The sequence below is a fragment of the Psychrosphaera sp. B3R10 genome (assembly GCF_018861025.1).
Classification (GTDB): domain Bacteria; phylum Pseudomonadota; class Gammaproteobacteria; order Enterobacterales; family Alteromonadaceae; genus Psychrosphaera; species Psychrosphaera algicola.
The window spans coordinates 389-13642 of sequence record NZ_JAHKQH010000044.1; the positions used below are offsets into that span (position 1 = coordinate 389).

Below are 13254 nucleotides of genomic sequence, written 5' to 3' on the forward strand. Positions count from 1 at the left end.
AGGCGCAGCCTGCAAGGCGAACTATGACATTCCTTTGCACTTGGTTGGAGATCCCTAATATCGCTGTGGCTCTTTTGGGATGACGGTTTTTTCTGTTGATTTGGAATGACGTTTTTGGTTCTGAAATTATGAGTCAATTTAGGGCGAAATATGACATTCCTCTGCACTCGGTTGGAGGTTCCAAATATCGCTTAGGCTCTTTTGGAATGACGGTTTTTTCTGTTTATTAGGAATGACGGTTTTATTCAAAACAACGTACTATTACACTTAAAGTTCAGGCTACAGATTACTTCGTCTAAATCCCCCTTAGTTGAGATTTATATCTCGAAGTGAACGGCAGGGACGCCGTTGCAAGGGATGTGCGTACATTCCGTCTTCGAGGATAATATAAATATCAATTAAGAATTAGGGATTTGGCCGAAAGCGGCCTTTTTGCCTACATGCTCTTAGATACAAAGAGCGGCTGTTGCAAAAAGTATGGTCGACGCAGTCGAAATAGCTGCCCGCAGGGCAAAGAAAGGCGCAGCCTGCAAGGCGAATTATGAACTTCCTCTGCACTTGGTTGGAGATCCCAAATATCGCTCCGCTCTTTTGGAATGACGGTTTTTGTTCTGAAATTATGAGTCAATTTAATGTTAATTATGGACTTCCTCTGCAATCGGTTGGAGATCCCTAATGTCGCTGTGGCTCGACTCATATTACAAGCTAGGGGATGACGGTTTTTTCTGTGTTATTAGGAATGACGCCATTCTGTTTAATTGGAATGACGTTTTTCCTTAAAATACCGTGTTACCGCACTTAACTTACACTTGTATCGTCAAACATATGCTGCGAAAACAACGTCTGTACTTGATACCAAACCGGATAATCGCTGCCATTGCCAACTGGTGCTGAGTCAAGCTGACAAACTGGCGCAATTTGTTTTGACGAGCTTGTTATCCAAATTTCATCCGCAGCTTCTACTTCTGAACGGGTAATAACGCCTTCAACCAATGAAATATCACTATATTGTTTAACAATATTAATGATCATTGCGCGGGTTATACCAGGAAGCTTTTGGTTATCAAGCAATGGTGTATAGATAACATTGTCTTTTACAATAAAGACATTACAAGCAGCCGCTTCGGTAAGCTCATTTGCATCGTTAAATAACAACGTTTCGTCAAATCCAGCGTCTTTACTATTTTGATAATGTAAAACGTTGCCTAATAAAGACGTCGATTTTATATGACGTTTTTGCCAACGCGCGTCAACTTGCGTATTCACTTTATAAAAATGACGATTTTTGTCATCTGCATCTGGCATTGGCGGAATTTCGAAAGCATACGCAAATACGGTTGGTACTAAGTCATCCGTAAATCCGTGCTGACGAACAGGTGAAGTGCCTCGAGATATTTGAATATAGATCCCTAAGTTGCCAGCGCCATTTTGCATTGCCAAGTGTTCACAAATGCCATTAAACTCTTCAATAGTGAAATGGTGCTCCAAATCAATATGCGCTAATCCTTGGAACATGCGTTGTAAATGCAATTCCAGACCAACAAACTTACCACCGTAACTCGGGATAACTTCGTAAATGCCATCGCCAAACAAAAAGCCACGATCCATCGGGGATATTTTTGCTTCGTTTGGCGCCATATATTCACCATTTAAAAATACGATATTCATATTGTTTCCTGAGCTTTATTTTCAATATTGCCACATAAGGCGCGAATGTCAGCTATCACCGACAACCCTTCTGTGTAACTTAAACTATCTTCGGTTAATGTATTTTGCTTTGTTACGCCGTCGACACTTCCACGGTCTGATAAGTATTGCAAGATTGCCTTTGGATTTACATTCGCCAAATAATCTTGGTGGCGAATTACTCCCAACATTCCTAATAAACCGTATGCTGCCCAATTAGAAACATCTGCCACTAACAATTCATCACATCGAGTGGTCGACGCATGAATGTCTAGCTTAGCCAGCTTATTGGCAATATTCCCCATGCCAATTTCATTACCCCCATCGCCTATGCCAATTGTAGGGCAAGAAGCATATAGAATAAAATCATCAAATCTGGCGCATCTTGATGAAATGTCGAGCCCAAACATATTGCGGTAGGTGCCATCCGCCGTACTACCAGGGCGTTCAATGGAGATGATCAAATCAGGTTCAATGTCTGCCAATGCTGATTGCGCTACAAACTTAGCGTTTATATCATCATCAACTCGCAATTTTAGACAGTCGAAGTCAGGTTCCAATGCGGAATATAGGGGGTCTCCGCAAACAATAATCGGCGACATGCCGCAGGATTTAAGCGCTTGATAAAGCACTATCGCCCCAACCGGCCCATCGGTTTCATAGGTGTCATCAATTGGAAAGCCAGTGCCAATTAACACTGTGCCATTTACTTTGTTCAGTAATTTAGCCGCCCGGTAATAATACCCTTCTGACAAACAACGCTGAGCAAACTGCATTCCCCTAACATCTAGGGCCACTAGCCTATCTTCAATCTCACAACTAATTTGTTTCGACGTTTTTTTCATAATCTAACTACCCGCTACATCGTTAGCTTTCACCACCGACGTATTTTCAAAATTGAATTTCGCCAAATGTAAGGCATTGTGCGCTTGCTCGATAGAAATCGACTCAAATGTTATTTTGGCGCCTTGCCTACATTGAGTGAGTCGGTCTAAGTCTAAAGATAAAACGGTTCCAATTTTAGGATACCCGCCTATGGTTTGCCTATCGTGCAATAAAATAATTGGTTGACCATCTGCCGGAATTTGCACGCTACCTAGTGCTATGCCCTCAGAGTACATGGCGGTTTTATTAGCGGAAATCTTTGCCCCCGATAACCGGTAGCCCATACGGTCCCATTGTTTACTAACTTCATAACTGGCGTTTAAAAATCGTTGAACTTGATGGTTTGTAAACCAGTCAAGTTGATAGCCTAAAACAATACGTAACTGAACCGCATCTAAATACTTAGGTTGTTTGGATTTTGCCAAAGAACAAACCCGTTTATTTTTATTACTCATTGTCGCTAAATTATCGCCTGCGGTGAGTGCTTTGCCATTTATACCACCGATACCTTCTCGGACAACCGTTGCGCAACTGCCAAATTGAGGTTGCATTTGAAAACCACCAGCGACAGAAAAATAATTGCGAACACCAGTTGTAGCGTAACCAAATTCAATAACATCGTTAGGGACAATTTCAAATGTTTGCCAAAGTGGTAGCACTTTGCCATTTTTCTTCACAACATTATTCGCCCCGGTTATACAACCGGTTGTATGGCAGTGACTTTGCAAAATCAAACCACCAATTGAGACTTCAATTGCAGTTTCATTATTAACGTTTTCTAAAAGTCGATGACACCAATCAAATGCGTTTTTATCAGCCGGTCCACCCTCGGTTAACCCTAAATGGTGTTGACCAAAACGTCCTGCGTCTTGGATAAGGCTTAACATGCCCGGTTGTTTTACAACAAATCCGTTGGCGATAACTGCTGTCATAATTCGCCTCCTAGTTCCACAAACTGCACTTTATCTATGGCTTTAAACTTAACGCTATCACCAACCGAAAAAGGCATATGGGGTACAGTTGCAGGATTAAACATAGCAATTGGGCAACGTCCAATAATATTCCAACCACCTGGGGAAACCGCTGGATAAATGGCTGTTTGCCTATCGGCTATCGCTACAGCGCCTTTTGGTACTGTCATCCGTGGGGTTTCTAACCGAGGCATTGCAATACGGCTGTCGACTTCACCTAAGTATCCAAATCCAGGGGCAAAACCGATGGCAAAAACTCGATACAACTGTTCGCAGTGAATATCAATCACCTGTTCTTTCGACAAGTTATGATGAAGCGCAATACGTTCTAAGTCCAACGCGACTTCATCGCCATAATATACTGGCAACTCTACAACATTTGCGGCTTTATTTTCAGCCAAATCTGTTGGACTCGAGTTTAACGTATCGCCTAGTTGCGTCTCTAATTGTTCGAACACGTTGGATATTAACTTTTGGATGGCAAAATGATCTGTTTCAAATGGTGAATATTGGACAAGCACAGAGGTATAAGATGGGATCACCTCTAAGGTTAACGCACCACGATGTTGATCTAATTGCTGGCAAAAAAGGCTAATAATAGCGGCCAGTTTAGTTGATAGTTCTTGCTCAAAATAAACTATCAACGCGCGTTCAGACGCGACTTCAACTCGAATTAAATTGTCAGACATTTTATTTAAGTGCCCTGCTTTTCTGTGTTTGTAAAGTAAAGTTGGAACAATATAAACGACTTAGCTATTACATAGTTTATGAATGTCAGCGATTAAACTCACACCGGCTTCATTATCGCCATGTACACAAATTGTATCTGAATTGACAGCGAGTTGATTACCCGTTGCAGTGGTTACCTGAGCGTTCAATAATTGTCGCACTTGGACGAGAATTTCGTCCTTATCCAACACTGAACCTTTTTCACTTCTAGGTTGTAAAGTGCCTTCATCGGTATAACGACGGTCTGCAAAAGATTCAAATAGTAAAGACACACCTTGTTGTGCGGCCGTGTCTGCATGCTTAGCGTTATCTTTGGTTGCTAACATCATGAGTTTTAACGAATGTCCCGACTGATTTAACAATTTTATGGCACAACATATTGCGTCTTGAATTGCGCTGTCCTTCATCATGTCGTTATATAACGCACCGTGAGGTTTGACATATTCTACTGTCAAACCGAGCGTCGAAGCCATCCCAATCAAAGCACTTACTTGATAAACAACCATGTTGGTAATTTCTTGCTTACTGCAATTTAGCGAGCGCCGACCAAACCCTTGCAGGTCTGGATACGAGGGGTGCGCACCTATAACTGTATTGTATTTCTTTGCCAACAACAGGGTATTAAACATCACGTCTGGATCACCTGCATGGAAACCACAGGCAATATTAGCCATATCGATATGCGGCATGACAGCGTCGTCTAGTCCCATTTTCCATGAACCAAAGCTCTCACCTAAATCACAATTTAATTTTAATTTTGTTGTCATGTTTATTTATAAAACCGAAAGTTTGCTATTAGGAATATCCGTTATCAGCATGCAGCCCGGACTATGAGTGATACAAAAATCGAGTTTGGCTTCTCGTACAACATTTTGAGGTGTGACACCACATGCCCAAAACACCGGAACTTCATTCTTTTTAATCGTTACCGCATCACCATAATCAGGTGTTGCAATGTCCTTTATTCCAATCAAGCTTGGGTCACCAAAATGAACAGGCGCACCGTGAACACTCGGAAAACGGCTACAGATCTGAACAGACCGAATTGCATCAGCCGCTAACATAGGTCGCATACTAACAACCAATTGGCCTCCTAAAGGCCCAACAGCACTATTGGCAATGTTAGTGTTGTACATTGGTACATTTACTTGCTCGGTAATGTTTCTAATTTCGATGCCATCAGCCAATAAAGCTTCTTCAAACGAAAATGAGCACCCTAACAAAAAGACGACTAAATCATCTCGCCATACCGACCAGATATCAGGGACCTCATCGACAACGACGCCCTTCTCGAATATCTTAAACATAGGTAAATCTGTGCGAATATCGATTGGTTCTTCACCACCAACATCAACAAATGGAGAACCGACTTCAGACGACATAGCAATTATTGGACAGGATTTTGGATTACGCTGGCAAAAACGCAGGAAAAAGTTAGCGTCTGATTCAGGCAATATCACCAAATTACATTGAACATAGCCATTCGCTAAACCAGAAGTATGTGTTTGCCATTCACCATCACGGATCATTTTCCGGATTTGTGCAGGATGAAGTTGGTCCATATTTATTGAGCTAGCCATCGTTTTATTACCTATTAACTTAATTTCCTAGTTACAAAGAACTAAAAAAACACGAAAAACAAACCTCTACACTATTCATTCGTCTTTTGGGAGGCTGTTGCGACAGTTCATATAACCGCTTAAGGCTATATTAAGACTAAGACAATAATTTGCCTACTGAAAATTAGTTATTTAAGGCTTAACAAAACATATTGTTAACTATATTCCGTAGATATATCGATACAGCCATTATTCAGATTTATTAGCAATATAACGTTTTGTTAATGCGCGTTTTCTAATTTGATCAATAAGTAACGTCCAAATCCCAGATGCATTGGTTTTCGGCTTCTTGCCGTTACCTATACGACGCAGTTGACTTGTCACTAATGCCATATTTGCTAAACCGCTTAATGTTTTGTCGTGCCAACGAACAACTTTTGTTTGTGCAATAAATTGAGAATCTAATTGCCATCTATCGACTAAGTTTGGAACAAAGGCGAATGCACTTGCAATTCCGACTAACTGCGGTCCTGAATTGACAACATGTCGAGCAACTGGCAACCGTTTAATCCCGCCCGTTGTCATAATTGGCAGGTCTGTCACTTTAGCAATTTTCGCTGCAAATTCCAAAAAGTATGCCTCTCTTTGCAAGGTACGACCATCTGCAGTTTTACCCTGCATCGCAGGTGATTCGTAGCTACCACCGGAAAGTTCGACAAAATCTAGGCCTAACATTGACAGCTTTTTAACAACCCACTCGGCGTCGTCAACATCAAAACCGCCACGTTGAAAGTCGGCTGAATTAAGTTTTACTGAGACGCTAAAGTGTGACGACACTGCTTCTTTAACTTGTTCGATAATGACGAATAAAAGACGAGCTCGATTTTCAATTTCTCCGCCCCACTTATCATGCCGTTTGTTGGTCAGTGGAGACAAAAACTGGGCAATCAAGTATCCATGTGCGGCATGAATTTCAACCCCATCAAACCCAGCATCATATGCACGTTTTGAGGTCGTAACAAAGCGATTGATCACGTCGGTAATGTCTTCTTCGGTCATTGCTTTGGGTTGACCAAACAATTTACTGTGTTTGCCTAGATCTAACGCCACATCGGACGGTGACAATACGTTACCTTCCATGTTAGCGAATACTTGACGACCCGGATGGTTAATTTGCATGATTAGTCGGGCACCATTCAGTTTACCCTTGTGTGCCCATTCTACAAAAGGACGTAGGTCAGTATTATGTTCTAGGGCGATCCCGCCTGGGCCGGTCATCGCTAGACGGTCTACCATCACATTTCCGGTTAAAATCGTGCCTACGCCACCTTCACTCCATGTCTGATACAATTTGAATATTTCACTGTCTGGTAATTGCTGTCCATTTCCTAGCCCTTCCTCCATCGAGGCCTTAACGACTCGATTTTTTAACGTTAAACCGCTTGGTAACGTAAACGACGAAAATAGATCAACTCGGTTGGGCATAAATAGACTCTTTAAAGTGAATAATTGATTGATGAATTTTCTAAAGTTAAAGCTAACTTTAGATTCAACATATTGTTGGGTAAACTATGAAGATTGGGGAGCTATCCAAATTATCAAGTGTCGCAACGTCTGCTTTTCGTTATTACGACAAACTCGCTTCATTTAGTGGAAAGCAACTGACATAACGGCTCAACTCGACGCTTTCAAGGCGACATGATAGCGCAAATCAAGCGACAGAAAAACAACATGCTTAACGTCCAAAAATACATTAAGTGCTACATAAGCTAACGGTGAATGTTTAACAGTTGAGCTAGTGAGGTATATCAGTCAACAACGACTGTGAGTTTAATCAACTTCTCGTTTAGGATCTGTCAGGTTTTTGAAAGCTCGACAAAAAGTGCATTAGCAATGTCATCGTCTTGTAAATATACCAATGCAACGACAAATTCTTTTGTAGCTTGACTTGCTTCAAGTTGGCCAACAAGCTGTTTTATCGCAGTCTGCCTAAGCTCTGGTTGTAATGACAATATTCTCACCAGCGTTGCTTGAACCGTGGGATCTTCTTTTGCGACTTGGACTAACGTAATAAAAGTATCGTTCAGTCCTACATTTTTAGGAGTTTTCATAATTTAAGTCCCGTAAGTTTAACTTAAATATTATTGCCAACTTATCTAACATCAAGCTCATTATTTAATTCATTACATACTTGGTATAACTGAGAAAGTTCGATAGGTTTTGCTAAATAGTAATCAAAGTCCCCCGCGAAATACATTTCGATATCTTCATCCATAACGTTAGCAGTTACAGCAATGACTTTAATTTCTGGGTGTGACTTTTTAATGATTGTACACGCCTCCATACCATCCATTATCGGCATTTGAATATCCATAAAAATCACATCAGGAACACTGTCGGCCACCAAATCAACGGCTTCTTGACCATTATTTGCAACGCGTATTTGGATCCCAGTGCCTTTCATCATGGACAAGAATATGGTCTGATTTATTTTGTTATCTTCAGCAAGAATTGCAGTGAGCTTTTCTAGCTTAGGCAAGGTTAGTTTGGGTTCATGTTTTGCCCCTATTTCATGTTGTTCAACATGTTTAAGTGGCAATAAAATAGTAAATACGGTCCCCTTCCCTAACTCACTTTTAACATCTATTGTGCCATTCATAATGTCAACCAAACTCTTGGTAATGGCCATCCCTAAACCGGTACCACCAAATTTGCGAGTGGTCGATTTGTCTGCTTGCTCAAAGCGACTAAATAAATTATGTAGATGTTGGTCAGACATTCCAATACCCGAATCGGATATTTTAATTTCTAAATAATTTTGGACCGACTTAGCCAATGTAATATTTACTGCGCCTTGTTCAGTAAATTTGACCGCATTGGAAACAATATTTAGTAATATCTGCTTAACTCGAACTGAATCTCCCGACCAATAGCGAAGGTAACTGTCTTTTTTCTCGATATTAAACTGTAAACCTTTTTCTTCAATATCTGGTTTAAGGGAGCTTTCAACACTTTGTAAAATGGCATTTAAATCAAATGGCACATTTTCAATACTTAATTTGCCAGCCTCAATTTTAGAGAAATCCAAAATGTCATTAATGATGGTTAGCAATGCTCTGGATGACAATGACGCATCACTGAGTAGTTGGCTACTTTCATCATTTTGAGGTTGTTGTTTGAGTAATTGTAAGGTACCTAAAATGCCGTTCATCGGTGTTCTTATTTCGTGGCTCATGTTTGCTAAAAACAACGACTTAGCACTACTCGCCTTATCTGCTGCTTGCTTTGCTAGCGCCAGTTCACGATTGCTATATTCCAATAAGGTTAAATTTTCCTGCAATTTATTATTGTTCTGCTCAAGCTCAATCGTTTGCTCTTCTACCAATCGTTTAAGTCGTCTGTTAAACGTCTTTTGATGATAAGAATACGCAAGCACCGCTATCAAAATTGAGATCAAAAGATATAAATAGCGATTATCAACTTTAAACGAAGAAAATTCATATTCGGATAAAAACAAGCCATCTATCGTACTGCTTTTGCCAACCATGCCTAAATCTTTATAGGTTTCAGCGATACTGTTAAATCGGTTTGGGAATGCCGTGCCTAACTCTACAAATTTATGTTTAACCAAGTTTGCAGTTTCATTTGCTTCTTGAAGTAATAGTGGTTTTGCCGTTTTAGAACCATATTTGTTAATAATTAGATCTGCAATTTCCTCTTGATGTTCCAGCGCATATATCCATCCCAATCTTGACGCTGAAACAAATTTTTTCACTCTACCTTTGTGGTTTTTAACTTCGTCTTCTGTAGTGAATATAAGATCACCATAAAAATCTACACCGTAGCTGCTCGGGTCTATTATATTAACTTCATGGCCAAGCTCTTTGTATTTAACCGGTTGATTTGACCGATAACCAGACATAACATCAGTGGTGCCATTAATGAGAGATTCATCGTTAAAATTGTGTTTAACAAATTGATAATCAGTTGCTTGGATCCCAAACATTTTTAAAAGAGCAAGAAGAGGCGCGTCATCAACACTTCGTTGAAACATAATGCGTTTACCGGCCAGATCGTAAGGGCTTGTAATGCCTTTATCAGCCAATGACATAAATATTAACGGGCTTGCTTGAAAAATAGTGGAGGCAATGACTACAGGTTTGCCTGCCATACGCTGAACAACAATGCTCGAGTCTGATATTCCATAGTTTGCTTTACCCTTAATAACATCATCTATCGGTGACGTATTTCGGTCTCGTTCTCGTATTTCAACATCCAATCCAACTTCATCGTAATAGCCTTGCTCAAGTGCTGCGTAATAACCAGCAAACTGAAATTGATGAAACCATTTTAGTTGTAATGTTACTTTTTCTTTAGCCACCAGAGGGGAGCAAAAAATCAAAATTACGAGGATAGAAAAAAACTTCATTAACTTATCTCGACTCAAAGTGAATTAGCCACACTTACGTGGCGTAAACTACCAATTTACATAAGCTTAGTTAAAAATTAGTGATTTAACACATTTTAATTCAATGACAGTTTGGTCACACTAACGCTTAAATTTAGTCTCTAAAATAACGGAAGAGTTTGTGCGCTCAATGCCACTGAGATTACCAATATTGTCCAAGGTTTGATTTAACTGACTTAGCGACTCTGCTTGTACGACAGCGATTAAGTCGTATTCACCGCTTATCGCGTATAACTCAGCAACCATAGAAAACTGCTTTAATGCAATGTACGTTTTGGTAGTCAATTGTTGTTTTACTTTGATATGCACGTGGGCCATAACTTGGTCTGATAAAAAGTCGCTACCATATTCGACGGAATACCCTTTTATCACCCCTGTTTCTTCTAGCTTAGTGATCCTATTTTGCACAGTTGTGCGAGACAAATTTAATGCCCTTGCCAAGTCAGACACACTCATTCTAGCATTTTCACGCAGCAGTAATAATAGCTTTCTCTCTTGTTCACTTAGCATTTTGACAACTAAACCCGTTAATTTGACTAAAATAATGATCACATTTAACCATTTGACGCTGCATTTTAACATCACTAATCCACATAATAGACAAATATCAATAAGACTGAATAACAAACAACGGCTATACAGCCTTGCTTCAAGGGGAATTACATGAAGGTTTCAAGAGATTTATTCGACCAGGTTATGGTCCCAAATTATGCCCCAGCGGCCATAATTCCAGTATCAGGTAAAGGTTCTCGTGTATGGGACCAAAATGGCAAAGAATATGTCGATTTTGCCGGTGGTATCGCGGTGAGTTGTTTAGGTCATTGTCATCCTAATTTGGTAAATGCGCTGCAGACACAAAGTGAAAAAATTTGGCATCTGTCTAATGTGATGACTAACGAACCCGCTCTTCGTTTAGCCTCAAAACTATGTGCAGCGACTTTTGCCGAAAAAGTCTATTTCGCCAATTCAGGCGCCGAAGCAAATGAGGCCGCATTAAAATTAGCACGTCGTTTTGCCTTAGATAACTACGGTGCAGAAAAAGATCAAATCATCGCGTTTGATAAAGCCTTCCATGGTCGTACATTTTTCACTGTTACTGTTGGTGGTCAAGCGGCTTATTCTGACGGGTTTGGGCCAAAACCAGGTGGTATTTCACACGCTGAGTACAACAATTTAGCTTCTCTAGAAGCACTAATTTCAGACAAGACATGTGCTGTAATGTTAGAACCATTGCAAGGTGAAGGTGGTGTCATTTCACCAACACAAGAATTTATTAAAGGTGTTCGTGCACTGTGTGACAAACACAATGCGTTAATGATCTTTGATGAAGTGCAAACCGGTGTAGGCCGCACAGGTCACTTATATGCGTATCAAGATTTAGGTGTGACACCTGATATTTTGACAACGGCAAAAGCATTAGGTGGTGGGTTCCCAATCGCTGCGATGTTGACCACCACTGAGATTGCAAAACACCTCAAAATTGGCACACATGGTTCAACCTACGGTGGTAATGCCCTAGCCTGTGCAGTAGCTGAAGCAGCACTTGATACTGTTAACACAAAAGCCGTATTAGATGGTGTTTCACAACGAGAACACGTTATTCGTGAAGGCCTAAACGCGATAAATGCCAAATTTGATATTTTTAGCGAAATTCGTGGCAAAGGGTTATTGCTTGGCGCGGCACTGAACGAAAAATACCAAGGCCGAGCAAAAGAGTTTTTGATGGCGGCCGCTGACAACGGAATGATGTGCTTAATTGCAGGACCAAATGTGATCCGTTTTACGCCGTCGTTAGTCATCGAACTTGAAGATATTCAATTAGGACTAGAACGATTTGAGCAAGCTGTTGCAAACATAGTAAATAGCTAATACGTATATCGCGAAAATAGGTAACTCATATGTTAATTGTTCGACCAATTCAAAAAACTGACTTTGATGGCCTGAAGCAAATTGCCATCAATTCAGGTTATGGGTTTACCTCATTACCAGTTGACGATGCGCGTCTGATGGAAAAAATAGAACGGGCGGTAAATAGCATTAACGCCCCTTTTACCCAACGTGCAGAAGAAAGCTATTTGTTTGTTCTCGAAGATACCGAGACTGGAAAAATTGTTGGAACAACGGGCATCGAAGCCTCTGTTGGCTTAAGTGTGCCCCTGTACCACTACCGTCAGAGTAAAATTGTTCACCACTCTAAACAACTTGGGATCTATAAAAGCTTAGATACGTTAGCCGTATGTAACGATTACACCGGTGCAACTGAAATATGCACACTGTTTTTAGAGCAAGCTTACCGTAAAACCCGTGCCGGACGATTATTATCAAAAGTGCGGTTTATGTTTATGGCGGATCACACTGAGCGTTTTTCTAACACTATTATTGCTGAGATGCGTGGCGTGTCTGACGAACAGGGTAATTCGCCGTTTTGGCAATGGTTACAAGAACACTTTTTTGGTATCGATTTTTCTATGGCTGATCATTTAATTGGCTTAGGAAACAAGGGATTTATTTCTGAGCTGATGCCCAAACACCCAATCTACTCAAGTATGTTAAGCCCTGAAGCGCAGGCAGTTATTGGTCGAGTTCATGACAAAACCAAACCCGCTTTAGGTTTGTTAACAAAAGAAGGGTTTGAACCTAGAGGCTACGTGGACTTGTTTGACGCAGGCCCTACCGTTGAAGCTAAATTACCGCAGATTAAATCGGTAAAAAACAGCTTTTTGGCAACCGTCACTATTTGTGCAGACGATCAACTCCCAACCAATATTGATCCAAATGCAAAAACTTACGGACTTAGTAACCTTCATGTTGAGCAATTTAGGGCCACGTTTACCCAGCAAATAATTTTACATACCGAAGCTGACCAAACAATGGTATTGGTTTCACAATCAATGGCTGACGCGTTGGCCGTGCAACAAGGTGACTCTTTACGTATTTTGGTGCTGTAAATAACCCC

The 13254-nt window shown here is 40.6% G+C and carries 12 protein-coding genes; 2 read left to right on the forward strand and 10 right to left on the reverse strand.

Annotated elements, in window-relative coordinates; genetic code table 11:
• Positions 1 to 798: 798 nt before the first annotated feature.
• The 10 genes from KO525_RS16755 to KO525_RS16800 all read right to left on the reverse strand — a co-directional run bounded on the left by KO525_RS16755 (position 799) and on the right by KO525_RS16800 (position 10808).
• On the reverse strand, positions 799 to 1668 hold the full coding sequence (locus KO525_RS16755; RefSeq protein WP_215964990.1) for an aminotransferase class IV: 870 nt from the start codon (positions 1666 to 1668) through the stop codon (positions 799 to 801).
• Entirely contained in the window at positions 1665 to 2531 is an 867-nt protein-coding gene (locus tag KO525_RS16760) for a glutamate cyclase domain-containing protein (protein WP_215964991.1), read from the reverse strand. Before KO525_RS16760 ends, KO525_RS16755 begins: the two co-directional genes overlap by 4 nt.
• A 3-nt stretch (positions 2532 to 2534) precedes the next feature.
• Entirely contained in the window at positions 2535 to 3503 is a 969-nt protein-coding gene (locus tag KO525_RS16765; protein ID WP_215964992.1) for a biotin-dependent carboxyltransferase family protein, read from the reverse strand.
• Positions 3500 to 4231, reverse strand: coding sequence for a 5-oxoprolinase subunit PxpB (pxpB, locus tag KO525_RS16770; protein ID WP_215964993.1), 732 nt, complete (start codon positions 4229 to 4231; stop codon positions 3500 to 3502). Before pxpB ends, KO525_RS16765 begins: the two co-directional genes overlap by 4 nt.
• Positions 4232 to 4291: 60 nt before the next feature.
• A complete protein-coding gene (locus tag KO525_RS16775; RefSeq protein WP_215964994.1) occupies positions 4292 to 5038 on the reverse strand; it encodes a 5-oxoprolinase subunit PxpA in 747 nt (248 codons plus the stop codon).
• A 6-nt stretch (positions 5039 to 5044) separates the two neighbouring features.
• Positions 5045 to 5851, reverse strand: coding sequence for a putative hydro-lyase (locus KO525_RS16780; protein ID WP_252736651.1), 807 nt, complete (start codon positions 5849 to 5851; stop codon positions 5045 to 5047).
• Between the two features lie 228 nt (positions 5852 to 6079).
• Positions 6080 to 7315, reverse strand: a complete 1236-nt coding sequence (locus KO525_RS16785; protein ID WP_215964995.1) for an NADH:flavin oxidoreductase/NADH oxidase family protein — start codon at positions 7313 to 7315, stop codon at positions 6080 to 6082.
• Positions 7316 to 7686: 371 nt separating this feature from the next.
• Entirely contained in the window at positions 7687 to 7941 is a 255-nt protein-coding gene (locus tag KO525_RS16790; RefSeq protein ID WP_215964996.1) for a hypothetical protein, read from the reverse strand.
• Between the two features lie 41 nt (positions 7942 to 7982).
• On the reverse strand, positions 7983 to 10259 hold the full coding sequence (locus KO525_RS16795) for an ABC transporter substrate-binding protein (RefSeq protein WP_215964997.1): 2277 nt from the start codon (positions 10257 to 10259) through the stop codon (positions 7983 to 7985).
• Positions 10260 to 10379: 120 nt separating this feature from the next.
• Entirely contained in the window at positions 10380 to 10808 is a 429-nt protein-coding gene (locus tag KO525_RS16800) for an Lrp/AsnC family transcriptional regulator (protein ID WP_215965154.1), read from the reverse strand.
• A gap of 153 nt (positions 10809 to 10961) precedes the next feature.
• On the opposite strand from KO525_RS16800, the gene KO525_RS16805 reads away from it, so the two are divergent.
• Positions 10962 to 12167, forward strand: coding sequence for an aspartate aminotransferase family protein (locus KO525_RS16805; protein WP_215964998.1), 1206 nt, complete (start codon positions 10962 to 10964; stop codon positions 12165 to 12167).
• 29 nt (positions 12168 to 12196) lie between these two features.
• Positions 12197 to 13246, forward strand: a complete 1050-nt coding sequence (astA, locus tag KO525_RS16810) for an arginine N-succinyltransferase (protein ID WP_215964999.1) — start codon at positions 12197 to 12199, stop codon at positions 13244 to 13246.
• Positions 13247 to 13254: the final 8 nt, after the last annotated feature.